We start from the raw sequence: 21,535 nt of genomic DNA, 5'->3' as shown, positions 1-21,535 counted from the left end.
TCTCCCTGTTTGAAGGCCACCCCGGCTCAGGTGAAGGCGGGGTGGGCCAGTACGCCGCTGGCGATGTGCCGATAGGCTTCGGCATGCGGACCATCAGGCGCGGACACCATAACGGGGGTCCCCGCGTCCGAGGTCAAGCGGATGTCCATATGCAGGGGAACCGCGCCAAGGAACGGCGCGCCGATCTCGGGCGCAGTGCGCTCGGCGCCCCCATGCCCGAAGATATCGGTGGTTTCCCCGCAATGCGGGCAGACAAATGTGCTCATATTCTCGATCAGGCCGAGGATCGGAATCTGCAGCCGAGCGAACATGTCGACGGCCTTGCGTGCATCGATGAGCGCCAGATCCTGTGGGGTCGAGACGACCACGGCGCCGGTGAGAGGCACCTGCTGGCAGATCGAGATATGCACGTCGCCGGTGCCGGGCGGCAGGTCAACAACGAGAATGTCGAGCTCGCCCCAATCGGTCTCCCGCAGCAATTGCCGGAGCGCCGAGGTTGCCATGGGCCCACGCCAGACGACGGCCTGATCGCCTTCGAGCATCGAGCCGATCGACATGATCTTGAGCCCGTGCGCCTCATGCGGCTGGAAGATGCCATCTTCGCGCATGGCGGGCTTACCCTCGATTCCCATCAGCTTGGGCAGCGAAGGACCGTAAATATCGGCATCGAGAATGCCGACCCGCTTGCCGGTTGCGGCGAGCGCGAGCGCCAGGTTGACGGCAGTCGTCGATTTGCCGACGCCGCCCTTGCCCGAGGCTACTGTGATGATGTGGCGAATGCCCTTCACCGCTTCCTTGGGCGGCGGGCCCGGGTTGCGGCCGGGCATGCCACCTGCGCCGGGAGGCGGGGTGGAAGCGTCGGCTGATTGTCCCTGGCCCTGTGGGCGGTCGCCGGTCAGCGAGACGAGCGCCTTCTTTGCCGGTGCGATCTCGTTGATCTTCTGAACTGCTGCATCGCGCACGGGGCCGAAGGCGGCCTCCATGCCCGGCTGCACCGCGATGGCAAAGGCGACCGCGTTCTCTGTAACGATGATCTCACTCAGACCCTGATAGGTATCGAGCATGCCGCCGCCGGGAATGGATATCCCGGCGAGCGCCGCGCGCACCTCGTCTGCGAGGGCTTTATCCGCCATATCCGGCCCCTTTTAGAGGATCGACTGGCCGGTCGATTTCCAATCCTTGACGAAGGCCGCGAGGCCCTTGTCGGTCAGCGGATGCTCGTAAAGCTTCCACAACACACTCGAGGGCACGGTCGCTACATCGGCGCCGATCAGGGCGGCCTGGGATACGTGGTTCACAGAGCGGATCGAGGCGGCGAGGATCTCGGTGTCGAAATCGAAATTGTCATAGATGGTGCGGATATCGGCGATCAGGTCGGAGCCCTCGAGATTGATGTCGTCGAGCCGGCCGATAAAGGGCGAGATGAAGCTGGCACCAGCCTTGGCAGCGAGAAGCGCCTGATTGGCCGAGAAGCACAAGGTGACATTGACCATGGTGCCCTGCGCACGCAGTTCGCGGCAGACCTTGAGCCCGTCGACGGTCAGCGGCACCTTGACCGCGATATTGTCGGCGATCTTGGCAAGAACTTTGGCTTCCTTGCTCATGGTTTCGTAATCGGTGGCAGCGACTTCGGCGGAAACGGGGCCGTCGACAACTTCGCAGATCTCGGCGACCGCTTCCTTGAAATCACGGCCCGACTTGGCAATCAGCGAGGGGTTGGTGGTCACCCCGTCGAGCATGCCGGTCTCATTCAGCGCCCGGATCTCATCGACTTCTGCGGTATCTACGAAAAACTTCATTTCGCCTCTCCTTGGTCCGCCCGATCGGAAACAACCTGGACGGGAATCTCGTTTGCGCGTTGTTGTCTCACAGGCATGTGCGATGCGGCAAGTCGGCTTTCAACCAAACCGGGCGCCGACCGCACCCGATTGTGATGAAGCGTTGGTTGGAGCGCCCCCGAAGCCCGGGCAATCTAAGGGCTCTCGCCCGTCGAACCGAATGGCACAATTGATCCTCATGGCACGTTTGATCCTCATGGCACGATTGATCCTCATCATCCTGATGGCCAACACACTGGTGGCCGGCACCCTTGCCTCACCCGCATGGGCGCAGACCGCCCCGTATCCGAACGCGATCGGCGATCTTCGCGTTGCCAAGGGCGACCACGATATTGCCGAAGCCTGGCTGACCGAACCGGTGACGCGATACCGGCACGGGGTGTTCGGCCAGCCCTATGAGGCCGGCGGGCTGGCGGTGCGGCTGCGAGACGGGACGTTGCTGACCCTCACGCTCGGCCCGCTGCATGTGTTCGAGGATCGGCAGCCGCGGCTTGCCGATCTTGATGGTGACGGGCGCGACGAAATCGTTCTGGTGCTAACCCGGCTCGATACAGGTGCGGCACTGGCCGTATACGGCGTTCGCGACGGGGCGATCGCGGCATTGGCGCAAACCGCCCATATCGGCCGGCCCAATCGCTGGCTGGCGCCGGCGGCCATTGCCGATATGACAGGGGACGGACGGCTCGAGATCGCATTTGTCGCCATGCCACATCTGGTCAAACGGCTCGATGTCTATCGCTATCGGGGCGGGCGGCTGGCCCGGATCGCCCAGATCGGCGGCGTCTCGAACCATGGCTTCGGGATGCGGTTCCTGGGCATGGCGGCGAGTGCCGATCTCGACCAGGACGGGCGGGCGAAGCTGATCGTTCCGTCAGGCGACCGGCGGACCATCCGCGTGTTGACCTATCGCGGTGGAACCTTGCAGGAGGCGGCGCATTTTGCACTCAAATCGCCTGCTGCAGGCGACTTCCGGCTCCGCCGTGCGGGGGATGGCTACCGGCTTGACGTGCCCTTTCAAAACGGACAGGTTGGCGTCCTCACGCTAGAGGGGTTCTCCCCCTAGGCCCGCACCCCGCCCCAGCACAGCCTTACTGCGCGCCGGACGCCGGGTGTGTCCGTTTTCTTTGCGAAGGATGTCTCATGCCCGTCATCAACCGCTTTGCCGAATTCCACGACGAGATCGCCGAATGGCGACGCGATTTCCATGCCCATCCCGAACTGATGTACGAGGTGCATCGCACGGCGGACAAGGTCGCCGAATTGCTGCGCGGATTCGGGGTCGACGAAGTGGTGACCGGAATCGGGCGCACCGGTGTTGTCGGGGTGATCAAAGGCAACAAGAACGGCTCCGGCAAGGTGATCGGGCTGCGCTCGGACATGGACGCGCTGCCGATCCATGAACAGACCAACAAGCCCTGGGCCTCGACCAATACCGGCAAGATGCATGCCTGTGGCCATGACGGGCACATGGCCATGCTGCTGGGTGCGGCCCGCTATCTGGCAGAGACGCGGAATTTCGACGGCACGGTCGTTGTGATCTTCCAGCCCGCCGAGGAAGGCGGGGCCGGTGGCAAGGCGATGGTCGAAGACGGGCTGATGGACCGCTTCGGCATTCAGGAAGTCTACGGGATGCACAATTTCCCCGGCGAGGAACTGGGCTCGTTCCAGACCCGGCCCGGCGGGCTGATGGCGGCGACGGACGAGTTCACCATCGAGATTGAAGGCGTTGGCGGGCATGCCGCGCGGCCGCATGTGGCGGTCGATCCGGTGGTCGTTGCCGCGCATCTGGTGATCGGATTGCAGACCATCGTCTCACGCAATGTCGATCCGGTTGAATCCGCAGTGCTGACGGTCACAACGATCAATGCCGGCGACGCGTTCAACGTCATCGCACGCACCGCCAAGCTGGGCGGCACGGTCCGCACGCTCGACGAGAACATCCGGGACCAGGTGGAAAAGCGCATCGCCGAACTGGTTCCGGCCATGGCGCAAAGCTTCGGTGCAACCGCCAAGGTCACCTATCACCGCGGCTATCCCGTGACTTCGAACTGGACCGAGCAGACCGCGTTCGCGGCATCGATCGCCGCCAAGGTGGCGGGCGAAGACCGGGTCGATGCCAACTATCCCCCATCGATGGGGGGCGAAGATTTCTCCTATATGCTGCAGGCACGGCCGGGCGCCTTCGTGTTTCTGGGTCAGGGCGACACTGCAGACCTGCATCAGGACACCTATGACTTCAACGACGAGGTCATTCCCCATGGCTGCTCTTATTGGGCGACCCTTGTTGAAACGGCGATGCCGCTGAAATGAGGCCTCGCCAATGAGGCGCTTGAGATGAGGCCTTTGGCGCGGTTCGGCACCAATCCGCTTGCGGGCGCCGCGATCGCGCTGGCCCTGTCGGCACTTGGAGGCACACTCGCCCTGCTGGCCGGCCTGCCCGCGCCGTTCCTGGTGGGCGGAGTCTTCTTCGTCACGGTCGCCGCCCTCGCGGGCCTGCCGATCGATGTGCCCGGCCCGCTGCGCAATTACGCCTTTGTGGTCATCGGCATGAGCATGGGCAGTTCGGTCGCCCGTGATACGCTCAACCTGATCGCGCAATGGCCGGTGACGATTGCCGCGCTCGTCGTCTCGCTGATCGTGATGATTTATGTGACGACGCAGGTGCTTTACCGCTGGTTCGGGTTCGACGCCTCGACCGCGGTGCTGGCCGCGACGCCCGGCCACGCTTCCTTCATCCAGGGGTTGGCGATGTCGGGGCTCGGCGATCCGGCTCAAATCGCGGTCGCCCAGTCGATCCGGGTGCTTTTCCTGACAATGGTGGTGCCGCTTGTTATCCAGGTCGCGGCACCGGAGGCGATCCACGCCATCGAAGGCCAGGTGCAAATGGACTGGATCACGGTCGGCTGGCTGGCGGGGTTCTGCGCGCTTGTCGGCTGGGTGATGCTGCGACTGAAGGTGCCAGCTGGATTCATCATTGGCGCGATGGCGGCGGCAACCGTGATGCGGCTGATGGGCTATACCGAAGGCAGCGTGCCGACGGTGCTGGTCATTCCGAGTTTCATCATCATGGGCACGCTGATCGGGTCGCGCTTTTCGGGGATCCGGGCCGAAACGCTGCGGCGCTCGGCGCTGGGCGGGGTGGCGCTGACCGCGATTGCCATCGGGGTCTCGGCGCTGGCGGCCCTGATCGCCTCCTGGTTCTTGGGCTTTCCCTATGGCCAGATCTGGATTGCGCTGGCGCCCGGCGGCCTTGAAGCCATGGCCGTGATGGGGCTGGCGCTTGGTTATGACCCCGCCTTCTTCATGGCGCATCACGCCACAAGGCTATTCCTGCTGGGTGTCACGGTGCCGCTGCTGGTGGCCATGGTCCGGCGACGCATAGGCCGCGCGGCATCACCGGAAACGGATTAAAGCACCGAACTCAAAAGCGGACGGCCCTCGAAATGGGCGGCCAGGTTTTCCATCACCCGCCACCCCATGGCGCGGCGGGTCTTGACGGTCGCGCTGCCCTGATGCGGAGACAGCACGACATTGTCGAGCGTGCGCAGAAGGTCGGGGACATCGGGCTCGTCCTCGAACACATCGAGCGCGGCGCCGCCGAGACCGCCCGATTGCAGGAGTTCGATCATCGCGGCCTCGTCGACAGTGGTGCCTCGGCCAAGATTGACAAGACACCCTTCGGGTCCGAGCGCCTCCAGCACGGGCCGTGAAATCAGCTTCTCGGTCCCCGCCCCGCCCGGCGCGACATTGACGAGCCAGTTGGCATCGCGCGCCATGTCCCCGAGCTTGTCATAATGCACGTAGGGGACGTGATCCTGCCGGGTGCGGCCGTGATAGATCACGCGCATCTTCATGGCGAGGCAGCGCGCGGCGATCTCCTTGCCGATCCGCCCGAGCCCGATAATGCCGACGGTTGAACCGGTCAACTCACCGGTCAGGGGATAATTGCCTTCCGCGGCCCAGCGGCCTTCCCGGACATAGACATCGGCCTGTGGAATGCGGCGGGCGAGCGCGATCATCAGCCCGATGGCGAGTTCAGCCACGGCATCGTTGAGCACATCCGCCGTGTTCCCGACGCGGATTTCTCTGTGCTTGGCGGCACCGAGGTCGATTCCGTCATGACCGACGCCGGGAATGGCGATGATCTCGAGCCCGGGCAGTGCCTCGATCAGCGCCGCATCGACCGCCCCGCTGACAACCGCGCGTATGTCTCCCGCGCGTTCGGCCAACACGGTGGCAGGATCATCGGCTTGATGCAGACGGATCACTTCGTAGGTCTCGTCGAGCCAGGTCTCGAGCCAGGGAATGAGCGGCGCGTTGGTCAGGACGGTGATGGCCATTTTCAGCCCCTTGCGTGTCAGACGGTTCCGAGGAACCAGAGCCAGAACGAGATTGAGACGATACCGCCAAAGGTGGTGAACAGCACGGTATTCGCCGCCACCCCGGTCGCGCGCTTGTAGAAGGTGGAAAAGATATAGGCGTTGATGCCCGCCGGCATCGCCGCCAGCAATATGGCGGGCCGGGCCACCTCGACGGCGATGCCGAGCAGCGGGACCATCATCAGATAGACAAGCGCCGGCAGGCCGAAAGCCTTGATCATCGAGATCGGCAGCGCGGCCTGCCAGTTCTCGGAGACCTTGTATTCGTTGAGCGCCCCACCGAGGCCGAACAGGGCCGCGGGAATGACCGCGGCGGCCATCATCTCGGTCGTGGTATCGACGACCTCGGGGATCGGTACAGCGAAGATGTTGACCATCAGTCCCAGGAACACGCCCCATAAAAGCGGGTTGTGGATGATCGAATTGACGGCGCGCTTGGCGGTCTGCCCGAACGAAGCGCCGTCACGCCGCGCCACTTCCATCGAGATCAGGCCGGTGTTGAACAGGATCAGCCCGTGGATCGAAATGATCGAGAAGACCAGCGGCATGGCCGCATCGCCATAGGCGCGGTTGATGATCGGAATGCCCAGCAGTACCGTGTTCGAGAAGAAGGCGGCGAAGCCGAAGACCACGGATTCGCCGGGACGCCGCTTGAACCACATGCGCGCCAGGATGATGCCAAGAGCAAAGCAGGTGAACGCCGCGATGTAATAGGGCGCGATCAGCACCGGGTCGAAGGTTTCGCGGAAATCGACCCGCTGCATGGCCCGGAACAACAGGCACGGCGCGGCGAAATTGTTGACGAAGGCGATGATCCCGCCCACCCCGGCCGCCGGATAGAGCTTGAAGCGCACCGCGCCATAGCCGAGTGCCACAATAGCGAAGACCGGCGCCACGACGCCGAGAAGAAAGATCATTGGTGACCCCGGACGGGCGGGTGGCAGGCGATCAGTTGCCGAGCCACTGGTTGAGTTCTGTGATCGCGGCCTCGCTCATGCGCAGGCCGTATTTGGTGCGGTGCCAGACGATATCTTCGGCGGTGCGAGCCCATTCCCAGTCGCGCAGATAGGCAGCCTCGGCCTCGGTCAGCCCGCCGCCGAAATCGCGTCCGAGATCACTCCAGTCCTTCGCACCCTCGAGGATATGCCAGGCCTTGGTTCCATAGTGGCGCAGGAAATGATCGACCGCCGGCGCATCGAGAAAGGGGAAGTCGCCGGCGAGCCGCCCGCGCATTTTTTCGACCTCATCGACGCCGAATTCGCCACCCGGCAAAGGCTCCCTGGCGGTCCAGCCCCGTTGCTTCTGGGTTGCCGGCAGATGATCGGCAAGCCTTTCGAGCACCGCTTCGGCCAAACGGCGATAGGTGGTGATCTTGCCGCCATAGATCGAAAGGAAAGGCGCCTTGCCCGGTCCAGCATCAAGCTGGAGTTCGAAATCGCGCGAGGTCTCGCGGGCATTGGCACGCCCATCGCTGTAGAGCGGCCGCACGCCGGAATAGGTCCAGACGACGTCTTCGGGTGTCAGCGATTTTTCGAAATACCGGTTCGCCGACTGGCAGAGATAGGCAATCTCTTCGCTGCTCGCATGCGGGGTGGCAGGGTCGCCGGTGTAGTCTTCCTCGGTCGTGCCGATCAGCGTGTAATCGCGCTCATAGGGAATGGCGAAAAAGATGCGCTTGTCGGGGTTCTGGAAGAAGTAGCAGCGCGTATGGCCATAAAGGCGCGGCACGACGATGTGGCTGCCTTTGACGAGGCGCACCGTGCCGGGCATGTCGATGGAAACGGATTCGTCCTCGACGATATCGACCCAGGGACCGGCGGCATTCACAAGGATCCGGGCGTTTATCGTCGAGCCGTCTGAAAGCTGCACCTCCCAGCCGTCATCTGTCCGGCGCGCCTTTTCGACCTTGGTGCGCACGCGGATATCGGCGCCGCGGGCGGCAGCGTCGCGGGCGTTGAGCACGACAAGGCGATTATCCTGCACCCAGCAATCCGAGTATTCGAAGGCCTGCCCCTTGCCTTGCTTGAGGGGCTTGCCGGCGGGGTCGTCGCCCAGATCGAAGGCGCGGGTCGGCGGCAGGCGATCACGCCCGCCGATGTGATCGTAAAGGAACAGGCCGGCGCGCAGCATCCAGCCGGGACGTTGCCCCCTGGTGACCGGCAACACGAAACGCAAAGGCCAGATGATGTGAGGAGCGATGGACCATAGCCGCTCACGCTCTTCGAGCGATTCCCTGACGAGAGAAAACTCGAACTGCTCGAGATAGCGCAATCCGCCATGAATCAGTTTTGTCGAGGAGGAGGATGTGGCGCCGCCGAGATCGGCCTGTTCGGCGAGCAGGACCTTGAGGCCCCGCCCGGCAGCGTCGCGGGCAATGCCGCAACCATTGACGCCGCCGCCGATGATCGCGAGGTCGAAGGAGGCTGTTGCAGCAGGCATAAGGTATTCCGGTTGAGGCGGGTTCGGTGGACTATAGCGCGGGGAGCGCCGCGCGCGTCAATCACCTCACGCGGGAAGAGGCGATGCGCGAGGCGCATGACGGATCAACGCGTGATCTCGGATTTGCGTTCCGTGCCAGCAACATAGACCGCAGATACGGCCCGGTCATCGCCCATGGTCTGCAGCAAAAAAAGCTCCTCGGCGAGGGTCTCGACGGTCTCCATCCGCAACAGCATGGCCGGGGTTGCGCCGGCATTGAGAACCGCGAAGTCGGCGGCGTAGCCCGGCGCGATGCGCCCGATCTCGGCATCGAGCCGCATGGCCCGGGCATTGCCGAGGGTCATCAGATAGAAGGACAGGAGCGGATCGAGCCGGTTCGCGTGCAGCTGCTGGATCTTGTAGAATTCGTCCATGGTCTCGAACATCGAATAGGACGTGCCACCGCCGATATCGGTGGCGACCGCAGGCAGTACGCCCGCCCCTTCGGTGCGATCGAGATCGAACAACCCGGAGCCGAGAAACAGGTTCGATGTCGGGCAGGAAACCGCCGCCGCACCCGTTTCGGCAAGGAGCCCCAGTTCGCGGTCCGAGAGATGGATCGCGTGCCCCATCAGCGCGCCGGGCCGCAACAGACCGTAATGGGCATAGATCGAGGTATAGTCCTCGTGCCGCGGATAGAGTTCACGGGTGAATTCGATCTCGCCATGGTTTTCGGACAGATGAGTCTGGATCGGGCAATCGGGGTATTCGCTCGCCAGCGCATCCGCCATTTCGAGCTGTTCGTCGCTCGAAGTGATCGCGAAGCGAGGGGTGATGGCGTATCGGCAACGCCCCTTGTTGTGCCACTCCTCGATCAAAGCCTTTGACTCATCGTAGCCCGATTGCGGCGTGTCGGTCAGTGCGGAGGGCGCATTGCGGTCCATCATCACCTTGCCGCCTACCATGAGCATGTTGCGCTCTTCCGCTTCCGCGAAAAACGCTTCGGCGGAGGCAGGATGCACCGAGCAATAGGCGCCGGCAGTGGTGGTGCCGTGCCGGATCAATTCATCGAAGAAGGACGCCGCGATGCGCGCCGCGTGGAACGGATCGGCGAATTTCTGTTCTTCGACAAAGGTGTAGTTGGTCAGCCATTCGAGCAGGTTGGCAGCATAGGACCCGACCACCTGCATCTGCACGAAATGCAGATGCGGATCGATCAGCCCAGGTATGATGAGGTGCGGACGGTGGTCGACAATCTTCGCATCGCCGGCGTCGATGCTGTCGAAATCACCGACCGTCTCCACCAGGCCGTCAGCGCCGATCAGGATGCCGCCATCGGTGAGATAGGTATAGGCGCTCGTGTCTTCATCCGTTTCGGGGCGGCGATCGAACGTCAGAACGCGGCCGCGCAAAAGCGTCTTTGTGGTCATAGTGCCAATCCAGAGGCGGCGCGCGCCTCGTCATACCAGCGCACAAGGGCCTGGCGCTCCGTGTCGGTGATTTCGGTGACATTTGCCGGCGGCATGGCGTGGCTGAGCCCGGCCTGCATGACAATCCGGCGGGCGTTGAGCGCGATGGTGGCGTCATTGTCGAGCACCACGTTTTTCGGGGTCCTGTGCACACCTTCCCAGACTGGCTCGGCAGTGTGGCACATGGAGCATCGGGTCAGCACAACATCGCGCGCCTCGGCAAAGCTCTCGACGGCCATCATGGGTTGCGCGGCGGCAAGGCTGGCCTGATCCCCTTCCCCGCTGGCGGGCACGCGCCCGGCGGTCGACAGCCACATGATGGCAATGAACAGCGCCGCCGACAAAGCCCAGGGCCAGGCCAGATGTCCGCCGCCGCCATGCAGGGTATTGAAATAGTGCCGGATGAGAACGCCGATCAGGAAGATCAGCGCGGCGATGACCCAGTTGTATTCGGTGGCGAAGGCCAGCGGATAGTGGTTCGACAGCATCAGGAACAGGACTGGCAGGGTCAGGTAGTTGTTGTGCAGCGAGCGCTGCTTGGCCTGTTGACCGAGCCTGGGGTCAGGGGTCTTGCCCGCCAGCAGATCGGCGACGACGATCTTCTGGTTCGGGATGATGATGAAAAAGACGTTCGCCGTCATGATCGTGGCGGTGAAGGCGCCGAGGTGCAGGAGCGCGGCGCGGCCGGTAAAGACCTGGGTGTAGCCCCAGGCCATGGCCACCAGGATGGCGAACAGAACGATCATCAATCCGTTCTGGGACTTGCCGACCGGGGATTTGCACAACAGGTCGTAGAGCACCCAGCCGACCCCGATCGAGGCCATCGACAGGGCAATGCCGCCCCAGACCGGCAGGTCCATGACATTGGGGTCGATAAGGTAGAGATTGGCACCGGCGTAGTAGACGATGGCGAGCATGGCGAAGCCGGTTAGCCAGGTCGAATAGCTCTCCCATTTGAACCAGGTCATGTGCTCGGGCAGCTCGGGCGGCGCGACCAGGTATTTCTGCATGCGGTAGAAGCCACCGCCATGCACCTGCCATTCCTCGCCGGAGACGCCTTCGGGCAGGCCGGGACGCTTCTTCAGCCCGAGATCGAGGGCAATGAAATAAAAGCTCGATCCGATCCAGGCGATGCCGACGATGACATGCAGCCAGCGCACACCGAAGGCGAGCCACTCCCACATGACTGCGAGGTCTTCAGCGAACATTGCGGCTCCTTTTCTCTGCCCGTTGCCCGGTTGGCATGAGAAGGGCGGGTCCGCCGGTGCGGCCCGCCCCCTCAATCACGGTGTGACCGTCAGGTCAGGCCTCGATGCCTTCGGCGTACCAGGCTTCCTGGGCCCAGAACTCGCCATCATCGATAATGTCGCCTTCCTCGGCCTGGACATTGCCATTGGTGTCTACAATCGGGCCGGCATAGGGGTGGATCGAACCGTCGATGATGCCCTTGCGGACACGCTCGGCCTCGGCCACCACATCGGCCGGGATCTTTTCGTTATAGTCGCCGATGATGACTTCGCCATCAGCGATACCACCCCAGAAGCTCGACTCTTCCCAGGTACCGTCGAGCACGCTCTTGACAGACTTGGTATAGTACGGACCCCAATGGTCGATGATCGCGCTCAGATGAGCATTGGGGGCGAAGGCGCTCATATCCGCACCCTGGCCGAAGCCGCCGATGATGCCGCGTTCCTCTGCCACCTGCAGGGCTGCCGGGCCATCGGTGTGCTGGGTGATGATGTCGACACCCTGGTCGATCAGCGCCCGGGCCGCGTCGGCTTCCTTGGCCGGATCGAACCAGGAATCCACATAGACCACCTTGGTGATGAAGTCCGGGTTCTGCTTGCGGGCGGCAAGATGGAAGGCATTGGCGCCCATGAACACTTCGGGCACGGGAATGGAGCCGATATAGGCGCCGATGCCGGTCTCGGACATCATGCCGGCAATGGTACCGATGACCGTCCGTCCCTCGTGGAACTTGGCGTTGTAGATCGACATGTTAGGCAGGGTGGTATAGCCGGTTGCCCATTCGAACTTGATGTCCGGGAATTGCGGGGCAACGTTCATCATGTATTCGCCGAAGCCGAAGCTGGTGCCGTAGATGATGTCGTGACCCTGCTGGGCGAGTTCGCGGAAGACACGTTCGGCGTCCGGGCCTTCCTCGACATTGGTGACCACGGTGGTCTCCACACGGTCTGCCCCCAGCTCGTCGAGCATGTAGAGGCGGCCCTGATCATGGCCGTAATTCCAGCCATTGTCGTCGGGCGTGCCGATCAGCACGAAGCCGACCTTGACCTTTTCCTTCTGGGCAAAGGCGCGGCTGCCAAGCAGTGGCAGAGCGGCGGCGCCGGCGCCGAGCTTGAGGGCACCGCGGCGGGAAATCATGGGTCTTGTGTTCTTGAGGGTCATGACGAAGTCTCCTGTGAACGGGTTAGCTGGTGGGGACAAAGGGCTTGCCGAGACAGGCCGGCGCACTCGTATTCGAGTTACGGCGGATCGAGATCAGCACGAGCACCAATATTGTAGCGAGATAGGGCATGGACGCCCAGAGTTCGGACGGCAAAATCCGGAAGGGGCCGCCCGCCGCCTTGGCATAAAGCTCCATGGTGCCGACTAGCCCGAACAGATAGGCGCCGGCCAGAAGGCGATAGGGCCGCCAGGCGGCGAAAACGACCAGCGCCAGTGCGATCCAGCCGCGCCCCGCGGTCAGACCCTCGACCCATTGCGGGGTGAGGACCAGCGGGAAACAGGCGCCGCCAATGCCGGCCATGGCGCCACCGAATGCCACAGCCGCATAACGGACGGCGATTACCGGATAGCCAATGGAATGAGCGGAAAGATCGTTCTCACCCACGGCGCGCAGGATCAAACCGGGGCGCGTCCGCCGCAATAACCACCAGACCGCGACCACCATGATGAAGGAAAAATAGACCAGCGGCGAATAGCCGAAGATCACCTTGAGGTAGGGGTGGGTGGCGAGTTCAGGGGGAAACACCGAACGGAACAAGGCCAGCGGCTTGCCGGTATACGCCTTGCCGAACAGGGCCGAGAACCCGGTGCCGAAAATTGTCAGCGCCAGGCCCGTGGCCACCTGGTTGGCGGACAGGGTGAGGGTGACGACGGCAAAGATCATCGAGGCCGCAGCCCCGGCGAAGGCAGCGGCGACAACCCCGAGCCAGGGGCTGCCGGTCTCGAAGGTGACCGCAAAGCCGACCACGGCGCCGGTCAGCATCATGCCTTCGACCCCGAGATTGAGAACGCCCGATTTTTCGACCACCAGTTCACCAAGGGCAGCGAACAGGATCGGGGTCGATGCCCCGACCAGGGTGATGATGATGGCGATGGTGAGTTCGATGCTCATGAGGCCGCTCCCGCGTCGGGCGCTGCCTCGGTGCGCGCGGGAGCAGGTGCCGCCGGCGGACTGGTGTTGACCCTGCGGACGCGATAGCGCACCAGCACATCGGAGGCGAGCAGGAAGAACAGCATCATCGACTGGAAGATGCCGACCGCCGGAAAGGGCAGGCCGATGGTGGTCTGGGCCACTTCACCGCCGACGACCACGATCGAAAGAACCAGCCCTGCAAACACGATGCCGATGGGATGCAGCCGCCCGAGGAAGGCAACGATGATGGCAGTGAAACCGTAATTGACCGGGAACTGCGGAACCATGCGGCCATAGGGCCCCGAAACCTCCAGCATGCCGGCGAGACCGGCAAGGCCCGCACTGGTCATCAGCACCAGCCAGATGGTGCGATTGCCCGAGAAGCCGCCATAGCGTGCAGCGGCGGGCGCCGTGCCGACGGTCTTGACCTGATAGCCGAAGATTGTCCGGCTCATCACGAACCAGGCCAGCACCGCGACCACGACCGCCACCAGTGTGCCGCCATGGACGATGGTGCCGGGGATGATATCGGGCAGGCTCTGATCGGCGGAGAAGCGCACTGTCTGCGGCTGACCGAAGGAGGTCGGACTTTTCCATGGGCCGAAGACGAGAAAGTTGAGCAGATAGACCGACACATAGGTCAGCATCAGCGTGGTCAGGATCTCGTTGACCTTGTAGCGGGTGCGCAAAAAGGCCGGGATCACCGCCCAGGCCATGCCGCCGAGGATGCCCGCAAGGCCCATCAATGGCAGGATCCAGGGCCCCGACATCTGATGGGTCCAAAGCGCGACGCCGGTTGCGGCCAGTCCCCCGAGAACATATTGCCCCTCGGCGCCGATGTTCCAGACATTGCCGCGATAGCCGATCGACAGGCCCACCGCGATGATGATCAGCGGCGAAGCCTTGACCGCCAGATCCTGCCATTTGAGCGGATTGAGGAGCGGGGTCAGAAAGATCTCGCGGACGGCGCGCAGGCCGTCGAACCCGATGAGAGAGAAAATGATGGCGCCCAGCGCCATGGTGACGATCACCGCGAGAACCGGCGTGATGTAGAGCATCCGCCGGCTGGGTGTGGGGCGCTTCTCAAGCTTGATGAGCATGGAGCACCTCCGTCATCTCACGGGTCGCCTCGGGGTCGCCATGCACCCCGCCCATCAACAGCCCGATCTCCTCGATCGAGAATTCTGAAACCGGCCGCGGATCCGACAACCGGCCGAGATTGATCACGGCGAGCGTATCGCTGAGCGCCAGCAGTTCATCGAGATCCTGAGAAATCAGCACCACGGCCGAACCGGCCGCAGCGAGCTCCACCAGGGCCCGATGGATGGCGGCGGCGGCACCCGCATCGACCCCCCAGGTGGGCTGGGAGACGACCAGAACGTCGGGCCGCTGCAAGATCTCGCGGCCCATGATGAACTTCTGCAGATTACCGCCCGAAAGGGCCCCCGCGACTGCGCCGGGACCCAGCGCCTTGACCGAGAACTCGCCGATTACCCGGGCCGCGTAGTCGCGGGCGGCGGCGGGCCGCAGCAATCCGCCCCCGGCCAGGTGCATGCGGTCGCGGGCCGTGAGGACCGTGTTGTCGGACAAAGTGAAATCGCTGATCGCTGCATGGCCATTGCGTTCCTCGGGAACGGTACACAGTCCGGCCCGGCGGCGGGCACTGGGCGAGAGGAGGCCAATCGGCTCACCGTTGAGCATGATCGCTTCGGCGCTGGTGCCGGCGACCTCACCGGAAAGGGCTTCCACGAGCGCGTTCTGGCCATTGCCGGCCACCCCCGCAACACCGAAGAATTCGCCGGCGCGGACGGTGAAGCCAATATCGGTGATTGCCACCCCGAATTCGTCCTCTGCGCGTGTCGAGAGGCCTTTCACCACCAGACGCGGTTCGCCGAAGGAGCGATTGCGGTCCTTGTCGACGTCGCGCAGGCCTGCGCCGATCATCTTCTCGGCCATGGAGCGCTTGGTTTCCTGACGCGGATCGCATTCGCCAACGACCTGCCCGCCGCGCAGGATGGTGGCGGTCTGGCAAAGCGCTTTGATCTCATCAAGCTTGTGGGAAATGTAGAGAATCGAACAGCCTTCGGCAGCGAGCTGGCGCAACACTTCGAACAGCGCCTCGACCTCTTGCGGTGTGAGCACCGAGGTCGGCTCGTCCATGATCAGGAGCCGTGGATTGAGCAGCAGCGCCCGCACGATCTCGATGCGCTGGCGCTCGCCCACCGACAAGGTCGAGACGATGCGGTGCGGATCGAGCGTCAGCCCGTATTGATCGAGCACCTCGCGGATGCGCGCCTCAAGCCGCTGATGCGAGAGTTTTTCGTCGAGGCCGAGCGCGATATTCTCGAGCACCGAGAGCGCCTCGAACAGCGAAAAATGCTGGAAAACCATGCCGATACCGCGGCGTCGGGCGGCACGGGGACTGGTGTTTTCCATCACCTCGCCGTCGAACCGCATGGCGCCGGAATCTGGCGCCATGATGCCGTAGATCATCTTGACGAGGGTCGATTTGCCGGCACCATTCTCGCCCAGCAGGGCGTGAATTTCGCCGGGTTTGACAGCAAAGGTGACCCGGTCATTGGCGAGCACGCCGGGAAACTGCTTGGTGATCCCCTGAAGCTCGAGGCGCGGTGGAGCGGCATCTGACGTGATTGGCTCGTTCAATCCGTATCCCCCAGACGGTGAGCGTTGTCAGCTGCCAGATTAACGCCCGCAAGGGCGGCGACAAGCTCGGCGGCAACCAAAGCCGCAATTATCGGTGGACGCTTGTCCCTGACCATATTGCCTCCGATCGGGCAGACCAGCGCGGGAAGGTGCGACGGATCGAAACCTTCCTCGCGGTACCAGCTGGCGAATTTGGCCCGCTTGGTTGCCGAACCGATCATGCCGACATAGGCGGCATCGCCGCGATTGAGCGCTTCAGCGGTAATCAGGAAATCGAGCGCGTGATCATGGGTCATGACGACAAAGGCGCTGCCCGAAGGCGCCTCGCGCACCGAGGCTTCGGGAATCGGGGTCTCGACACGGCGGATCTGTCTGGTGGCGCTTTCGAGTTCGGCGCGGCGTGTGTCGATCAGGCAGGTCTTGAGCGGCAGAGGAACCAGCGCTTCAGCCAGTGCCCGGCCGGTATGCCCTGCCCCAAAGATCAGAACAGAGGGATATTCCGCTTCGATGCGCATGGCCCGGGCCTTGAGATCTCCGGCGCGCCGCGCATCCATGCGACGCAGCCCCAAGGTCACGCGCCCACCGCAGCACTGGCCGATGTCGGGTCCCAAGGGGATGGTCAGGTCCGCGGCCGGATCGCCGTTGCGGATCAGGCGGCGCGCCTCGTCGATGGCGAGATATTCGAGCTGCCCGCCACCGATCGTGCCACAGACACGGTTTTCGGAGACCAGCATGAAGGCGCCGACTTCGCGCGGGGTGGAGCCGTCGGCCCGGGTGATCTCGATGAGGATGGCGCCGGGGTCTTCCGACAATATCGTCTCGATCTCGCGCGGGGTGGCTGTCATTTCAAGGCCTGCTCCGCCTGAAGCCGTTCGACCGCCATCAGGATGCGCTCAGGCGTGGCCGGGGCGTCAAGGCGCGGGCAAATGCTGTAGTCCGCCACCGAAGCCACAGCCATGGACAGTGCTTCGAGGACCGAGATGGCCAGCATGAAAGGCGGCTCGCCCACGGCCTTGGACCGGCGGATGGTGGGCCGGGTGTTCTTCGACCATTCCGCGAGGGTGACGTTGAACTCCCTGGGGCGGTCCGAGGAGACGGGGATCTTGTAGGTCGAAGGCGCGTGGGTTCTCAGCCTACCCTTGTCGTCCCAGACCAGCTCTTCGGTGGTCAGCCAGCCCATGCCCTGAATGAAGCCGCCTTCGACCTGGCCGAGGTCGATGGCCGGATTGAGCGAGGAGCCGACATCATGGAGGATATCAACGCGCCTGACGACATACTCGCCGGTCAGGGTGTCGATTTCGACCTCGGAGACCGCGGCACCATAGGCGAAATAATAGAACGGGCTGCCCTTGCCGGCCTTGCGGTCCCAGGAGATGTCCGGGGTCTTGTAGAAGCCGGCGGCGGAAAGCTGGATCCGGGCCTGATAGGCCTGTTCGACGAAATCCGCGAACACGAAGCGCTGATTGCCGACCCGGACCTCGCCTTCCTCGAAGGCGATCTGGTCCCTGGGGACATCATAGGTTTCGATTGCGAAGTCGATCAGCCGGTCCTTGATCTGGTCGGCGGCATTGGCTGCGGCCATGCCGTTGAGATCGGAGCCCGACGACGCAGCCGTGGCCGAGGTGTTGGGCACCTTGCCTGTCGAGGTGGCAGTGATCTTGATGGTGTCGAGCGGCACGCCGAACTCCGCCGCGACGACCTGGGCAACCTTGATATTGAGCCCCTGCCCCATCTCGGTGCCACCATGATTGAGGTGGATCGACCCGTCCCGGTAGATATGCAGCAACGCGCCCGCCTGATTGAACCAGGTAGCGGTGAAGGAGATGCCGAATTTGACTGGGGTCAGGGCGATGCCGCGCTTGAGGACCGGACTTTTGGTATTGAAATCAAGCACGGCCTTGCGGCGCGCCTGATAGTCGGCGGTCTCTTCCAGCTCCTCGATGATCCTAAGCGCGATATTGTCGGTGACGGTCTGGTGGTAAGGCGTGAGGTTCCGCCCTTCCCCGCCGTAAAGGTTGCGTTTTCGCACCTCGAGCGGATCGAGACCGAGCGCATAAGCGATCTCCTCGATCACCCGTTCGCCGCCGATCATGCCCTGCGGGCCGCCGAAACCGCGAAAGGCGGTGTTGGAGACAGTGTGGGTCCGCAAGGGCTCGGATTTCAGCCGGACAGCGGGCAGAAAGTAGCAATTGTCGGCGTGAAACAGCGCGCGGTCGGTGACCGGGCCCGAGAGGTCGGCCGCAAAGCCGCAACGCGCGGCAAAGACCGCATCGAGCGCATGGATACGGCCCTGATCATCGAACCCGACCTCATAGTCGGCGCGGAAATCATGGCGCTTGCCCGTCGCGATCATGTCGTCATCGCGGTCCGGCCTGATCTTGACGGCGCGGTTGAAGCGCTTGGCCGCAACAGCGGCTACGGCGGCAAAGAGATTGCCCTGCGTCTCCTTGCCGCCGAAGCCGCCGCCCATGCGCCGCACATTCACGGTGACGGCGTTGGAGGGCACGCCCAGCACATGGCCGACAATGTGCTGGATTTCGCTTGGATGCTGGGTGGAGGCGAAGACCGTGACATCGTCGTCTTCACCGGGGATGGCGAGCGAAATCTGGCCTTCAAGGTAGAAATGGTCCTGCCCGCCGATCTGCATGGAGCCTGAGAGACGGCGCGGGGCCGAGGCGAGCGCCGCTTCGACCTTGCCGCGTTCGAGAGTCAGCGGTTCGGTGACGAGATCGCCGCCAGAAGCCCTGGCAGCCTCAACCGTAAGGTCGGCGGGGAGGTCTTCATATTCGATCCTGGCCAGGCGGGCAGCGCGGCGGGCCGCGTCCCGGGTCGTGGCGATGACGGCGAAGACCGGCATGCCGTGGAACAGCACTTCGGTTTCGGCAAACACCGGCTCGTCATGAGCACCGGTCGAGGAGACATCATTGGCGCCAGGAATGTCGCTGGCGGTCAGGACGCCGACGACACCGGACGCTGCACGCACCGCGTCGAGATCCATCGCGGTGATCCGCGCATGGGCGCGTTCGGCGAGGCCAAGATAGGCGTGAAGCGTACCCTCGGGGCTGACGATATCGTCGGTGTATTCGGCCAGGCCCGAAACGTGCTTGAGCGCGGAGTCATGCGGGCTGATGCGGGCCTGCCATTCGGGTGAACCGGCGATGCGCCGCTTCTCGATGGTCATGCCACGCCCCTGTCGATGCGGACCGGCGTGCCTTCGGTCTCGTGCCAAAGACGCCGCAAGAGGTTTTTGGCGCTGCGCATGCGATAGTCGGCGGAGGCGCGCATATCCGAGATCGGGGTGAAGTCGGTTTCAAAGGCCGATAGCGCAGCCATCACGGAGGCCTCGGTCCAGGGCTTGCCGCGCAAGGCATCCTCGACCGAACTGGCGCGCTTCGGGGTCGCGGCCATGCCGCCAAAAGCGATGCGGATATCCTCGACCGTCCCGTCGCCGGCAAGGGCGAGCGCGAAGGCGCCGAGCAGGGCAGAGATATCCTCATCGAAGCGCTTGGAGATCTTGTAAGCCGCCAGATGTGTGCCCTCTGCCGGCACCGGAACGGTGATGCTCTCGACGAACTCGCCGGGCGACCGATCCTGCTTGCCATAGTCGATGAAGAAGCTTTCGAGCGGAATGGTGCGGCGGTCGCCACCCTTTCGAAGCGTCAGTTCGGCCCCGAGCGCGATGAAGGGCGGCGGCGTGTCGCCGATCGGTGACCCGTTGGCGATGTTGCCGCCAATGGTGCCCATATTGCGGATCTGCGTGCCGCCGATCCGGTCCCAGAGTTCGGTCAACGCCGGAATACGCCGGGCCAGAACCGGGGCGGCATCGGTGTACGAGACCCCTGCCCCGAATGTGATGGCGTCGCCGGTTTCCTCGATCATCTTGAGATCGTCGAGATGGCCGATGAATACGACCGGAGAGATATCGCGCATGAACTTGGTGACCCACAGCCCAACATCTGTCGCCCCGGCGACGATGGTGGCGTCCGGGTTGTCGGCGAGGATGTCGGCAAGCCCGTCGGCATTTGCGGGAATATGGATCGTGCCTTCCGGTGTCTCGACCGACAGCGTTTCGTCCGTCTGCATCCCCGCCAGGGCCTCGGTCACCGCGGCGCGCTCTGATGCCAGCGGATCGTCCTTTGTCATTTCGGCACCGGCGGCCTTGGCGGCGCGGGCGATGGGGGCGTAGCCGGTGCAGCGGCACAGATTGCCCTGCAGGGCCCGGTCGATATCGATGTCGGTGGGTGCGGGGTTCTGCATCAGCAAGCCATAGAGCGACATGACGATGCCCGGGGTGCAAAAGCCGCATTGCGCGCCATGATGGGCGACCATGGCCTGTTGCACCGGGTGCGGGCCGCCATCGGCGCCGCGCAGATGTTCGATGGTCACCACATGGCAACCGTGAACCGACGCCAGAAAACGGATGCAGGCGTTGACGGTTTCATAAACCAGTTCGCCGCGGCTGAGCCGGCCGATCAGCACGGTGCAGGCGCCGCAATCGCCTTCGGCACAGCCCTCCTTGGTGCCGGTCAGGCGGCGATTGAGGCGCAAGAAATCGAGCAGGGTCTCATGCGCGGCACCGGGACGGTGCTCGACGGTTTCGCCATTGAGAAGGAACCGGATCGTGTCACCGCTCGCCATCAGCTCCCCCGATAGGTTGAATAGGCAAAGGGCGAGACCAGCAAGGGCACATGGTAATGCGCGCCCTCATCCGCGATCACGAAGCGCACCGGCACCAGATCGAGAAAAGTCCCGGCTCCGCTGGCTTCATGGCCCGCGAAATAGCTGCCGACATGGAAGGTGAGTTCATAGGAGCCGGCGGAAAATGCCGCGCCTTCGAGCAGCGGGGTGTCCACCCGCCCGTCATGATTGGTGACAAAGGTGACGGTTTCGCCGGGCTCCGGCGTGAGCCTTTTGAGATCGATCCGCATGCCGGATGCGGGATGCCCGTTCATGGTGTCGAGCACATGTGTCGTCAGCCGGCCGGGGCGGGTTTTATCGACCACGCTCATCCTCCCTCTGTGCGTTGCCGGATGACACAATGGGCAATGCAAACGTCCCTGTGAAGCGCAATTTTTACCGGATGGACAAAAAAGCCGCGCGGAACGACAATGAATCGGTCGCTCAATGCGGCTGCCCGCGCGGGGCATGCCCCTCAGCCCCCGCTGTCACCCCGCGCGGGACCTTTCCTTGCCCTTTGGCGGGGCATGCCCCAGGGTTTTGGTTCTTTGCCCCGCTGTCACACGCCTGCCCGTCTTGCGGGACCTTTTCCTGGTTCTTGGCGGGGCATGCCCCTCAGCCCCCGCTGTCACCCCGCGCGGGACCTTTCCTTGCCCTTTGGCGGGGCGTGCCTCCATGCGGACAGAAGGGTGTCGGGATTGTTTTACG

The 21,535-nt window shown here is 63.6% G+C and carries 18 protein-coding genes; 3 read left to right on the top strand and 15 right to left on the bottom strand.

The window, feature by feature from the left end:
• Window positions 1–26 precede the first annotated feature (26 nt).
• Both G489_RS0111910 and fsa read right to left on the bottom strand, forming a co-directional pair.
• A complete protein-coding gene (locus G489_RS0111910) occupies window positions 27–1,133 on the bottom strand; it encodes an Mrp/NBP35 family ATP-binding protein (protein ID WP_029041722.1) in 1,107 nt (368 codons plus the stop codon).
• Between the two features lie 12 nt (window positions 1,134–1,145).
• Window positions 1,146–1,799, bottom strand: a complete 654-nt coding sequence (gene fsa, locus G489_RS0111905) for a fructose-6-phosphate aldolase (RefSeq protein WP_029041721.1) — start codon at window positions 1,797–1,799, stop codon at window positions 1,146–1,148.
• Between the two features lie 217 nt (window positions 1,800–2,016).
• Between fsa and G489_RS21915 the strand changes: the two genes are divergently transcribed.
• The 3 genes from G489_RS21915 to G489_RS0111890 all read left to right on the top strand — a co-directional run bounded on the left by G489_RS21915 (window position 2,017) and on the right by G489_RS0111890 (window position 5,249).
• Window positions 2,017–2,901, top strand: coding sequence for an FG-GAP repeat domain-containing protein (locus tag G489_RS21915; protein WP_162142429.1), 885 nt, complete (start codon window positions 2,017–2,019; stop codon window positions 2,899–2,901).
• Between the two features lie 77 nt (window positions 2,902–2,978).
• A complete protein-coding gene (locus G489_RS0111895) occupies window positions 2,979–4,148 on the top strand; it encodes a M20 aminoacylase family protein (RefSeq protein WP_029041720.1) in 1,170 nt (389 codons plus the stop codon).
• A 24-nt stretch (window positions 4,149–4,172) separates the two neighbouring features.
• Window positions 4,173–5,249 (top strand): AbrB family transcriptional regulator, encoded by a 1,077-nt coding sequence (locus tag G489_RS0111890; protein WP_035872537.1) that lies wholly within the window; start codon window positions 4,173–4,175, stop codon window positions 5,247–5,249.
• Here the strand turns inward: G489_RS0111890 and G489_RS0111885 are convergent.
• The 13 genes from G489_RS0111885 to uraH form a co-directional block, all read right to left on the bottom strand.
• Complete coding sequence (locus G489_RS0111885; RefSeq protein ID WP_029041718.1) at window positions 5,246–6,178, bottom strand: 2-hydroxyacid dehydrogenase; 933 nt, start codon at window positions 6,176–6,178, stop codon at window positions 5,246–5,248. The genes G489_RS0111890 and G489_RS0111885 overlap by 4 nt on opposite strands.
• 17 nt (window positions 6,179–6,195) lie before the next feature.
• A complete protein-coding gene (locus G489_RS0111880) occupies window positions 6,196–7,134 on the bottom strand; it encodes an AEC family transporter (protein WP_029041717.1) in 939 nt (312 codons plus the stop codon).
• Between the two features lie 31 nt (window positions 7,135–7,165).
• Window positions 7,166–8,656: a glycerol-3-phosphate dehydrogenase gene (glpD, locus tag G489_RS0111875; protein WP_029041716.1), complete on the bottom strand. Its 1,491-nt coding sequence runs from the start codon at window positions 8,654–8,656 to the stop codon at window positions 7,166–7,168.
• A gap of 104 nt (window positions 8,657–8,760) precedes the next feature.
• Window positions 8,761–10,065, bottom strand: a complete 1,305-nt coding sequence (gene guaD / locus G489_RS0111870) for a guanine deaminase (protein WP_029041715.1) — start codon at window positions 10,063–10,065, stop codon at window positions 8,761–8,763.
• Window positions 10,062–11,312 (bottom strand): urate hydroxylase PuuD, encoded by a 1,251-nt coding sequence (locus tag G489_RS0111865; protein ID WP_029041714.1) that lies wholly within the window; start codon window positions 11,310–11,312, stop codon window positions 10,062–10,064. Before G489_RS0111865 ends, guaD begins: the two co-directional genes overlap by 4 nt.
• Window positions 11,313–11,406: 94 nt before the next feature.
• Window positions 11,407–12,489, bottom strand: coding sequence for a BMP family ABC transporter substrate-binding protein (locus G489_RS0111860; RefSeq protein WP_035872681.1), 1,083 nt, complete (start codon window positions 12,487–12,489; stop codon window positions 11,407–11,409).
• A gap of 46 nt (window positions 12,490–12,535) precedes the next feature.
• Window positions 12,536–13,459: an ABC transporter permease gene (locus G489_RS0111855; protein WP_210162608.1), complete on the bottom strand. Its 924-nt coding sequence runs from the start codon at window positions 13,457–13,459 to the stop codon at window positions 12,536–12,538.
• A 2-nt stretch (window positions 13,460–13,461) separates the two neighbouring features.
• Complete coding sequence (locus G489_RS20325) at window positions 13,462–14,586, bottom strand: ABC transporter permease (protein ID WP_035872536.1); 1,125 nt, start codon at window positions 14,584–14,586, stop codon at window positions 13,462–13,464.
• On the bottom strand, window positions 14,570–16,150 hold the full coding sequence (locus tag G489_RS0111845) for an ABC transporter ATP-binding protein (RefSeq protein ID WP_245578896.1): 1,581 nt from the start codon (window positions 16,148–16,150) through the stop codon (window positions 14,570–14,572). Before G489_RS0111845 ends, G489_RS20325 begins: the two co-directional genes overlap by 17 nt.
• Window positions 16,147–16,995 (bottom strand): xanthine dehydrogenase accessory protein XdhC, encoded by an 849-nt coding sequence (gene xdhC, locus G489_RS0111840; RefSeq protein WP_029041710.1) that lies wholly within the window; start codon window positions 16,993–16,995, stop codon window positions 16,147–16,149. The genes G489_RS0111845 and xdhC overlap by 4 nt, the downstream gene beginning before the upstream one ends.
• The gene (gene xdhB, locus G489_RS0111835) at window positions 16,992–19,331 is read right to left on the bottom strand and encodes a xanthine dehydrogenase molybdopterin binding subunit (RefSeq protein WP_029041709.1); all 2,340 of its coding nucleotides are present in this window, start codon (window positions 19,329–19,331) and stop codon (window positions 16,992–16,994) included. The genes xdhC and xdhB overlap by 4 nt, the downstream gene beginning before the upstream one ends.
• Window positions 19,328–20,788 carry a xanthine dehydrogenase small subunit gene (gene xdhA, locus G489_RS0111830; protein WP_029041708.1) on the bottom strand — a complete coding sequence of 487 codons (1,461 nt, stop codon included), beginning with the start codon at window positions 20,786–20,788 and terminating at the stop codon, window positions 19,328–19,330. Before xdhA ends, xdhB begins: the two co-directional genes overlap by 4 nt.
• Window positions 20,788–21,159 (bottom strand): hydroxyisourate hydrolase, encoded by a 372-nt coding sequence (gene uraH, locus G489_RS0111825; protein WP_029041707.1) that lies wholly within the window; start codon window positions 21,157–21,159, stop codon window positions 20,788–20,790. Before uraH ends, xdhA begins: the two co-directional genes overlap by 1 nt.
• Window positions 21,160–21,535 lie beyond the last annotated feature (376 nt).

Source organism: Cucumibacter marinus DSM 18995 (assembly GCF_000429865.1).
Classification (GTDB): domain Bacteria; phylum Pseudomonadota; class Alphaproteobacteria; order Rhizobiales; family Devosiaceae; genus Cucumibacter; species Cucumibacter marinus.
The sequence above is the reverse complement of the archived record's forward strand: the minus strand, read 5'-3'. Positions and strand labels throughout refer to the sequence as shown.

Excerpts from the sequence above, each read along its gene's own strand:
- G489_RS0111910 (WP_029041722.1), bottom strand. The coding sequence starts at position 1,133 with ATGGCGGATAAAGCCCTCGCAGACGAGGTGCGCGCGGCGCTCGCCGGG.
- fsa (WP_029041721.1), bottom strand. The coding sequence starts at position 1,799 with ATGAAGTTTTTCGTAGATACCGCAGAAGTCGATGAGATCCGGGCGCTG.
- G489_RS21915 (WP_162142429.1), top strand. The coding sequence starts at position 2,017 with ATGGCACGTTTGATCCTCATGGCACGATTGATCCTCATCATCCTGATG.
- G489_RS0111895 (WP_029041720.1), top strand. The coding sequence starts at position 2,979 with ATGCCCGTCATCAACCGCTTTGCCGAATTCCACGACGAGATCGCCGAA.
- G489_RS0111890 (WP_035872537.1), top strand. The coding sequence starts at position 4,173 with ATGAGGCCTTTGGCGCGGTTCGGCACCAATCCGCTTGCGGGCGCCGCG.
- G489_RS0111885 (WP_029041718.1), bottom strand. The coding sequence starts at position 6,178 with ATGGCCATCACCGTCCTGACCAACGCGCCGCTCATTCCCTGGCTCGAG.
- G489_RS0111880 (WP_029041717.1), bottom strand. The coding sequence starts at position 7,134 with ATGATCTTTCTTCTCGGCGTCGTGGCGCCGGTCTTCGCTATTGTGGCA.
- glpD (WP_029041716.1), bottom strand. The coding sequence starts at position 8,656 with ATGCCTGCTGCAACAGCCTCCTTCGACCTCGCGATCATCGGCGGCGGC.
- guaD (WP_029041715.1), bottom strand. The coding sequence starts at position 10,065 with ATGACCACAAAGACGCTTTTGCGCGGCCGCGTTCTGACGTTCGATCGC.
- G489_RS0111865 (WP_029041714.1), bottom strand. The coding sequence starts at position 11,312 with ATGTTCGCTGAAGACCTCGCAGTCATGTGGGAGTGGCTCGCCTTCGGT.
- G489_RS0111860 (WP_035872681.1), bottom strand. The coding sequence starts at position 12,489 with ATGATTTCCCGCCGCGGTGCCCTCAAGCTCGGCGCCGGCGCCGCCGCT.
- G489_RS20325 (WP_035872536.1), bottom strand. The coding sequence starts at position 14,586 with ATGCTCATCAAGCTTGAGAAGCGCCCCACACCCAGCCGGCGGATGCTC.
- xdhC (WP_029041710.1), bottom strand. The coding sequence starts at position 16,995 with ATGACAGCCACCCCGCGCGAGATCGAGACGATATTGTCGGAAGACCCC.
- xdhB (WP_029041709.1), bottom strand. The coding sequence starts at position 19,331 with ATGACCATCGAGAAGCGGCGCATCGCCGGTTCACCCGAATGGCAGGCC.
- xdhA (WP_029041708.1), bottom strand. The coding sequence starts at position 20,788 with ATGGCGAGCGGTGACACGATCCGGTTCCTTCTCAATGGCGAAACCGTC.
- uraH (WP_029041707.1), bottom strand. The coding sequence starts at position 21,159 with ATGAGCGTGGTCGATAAAACCCGCCCCGGCCGGCTGACGACACATGTG.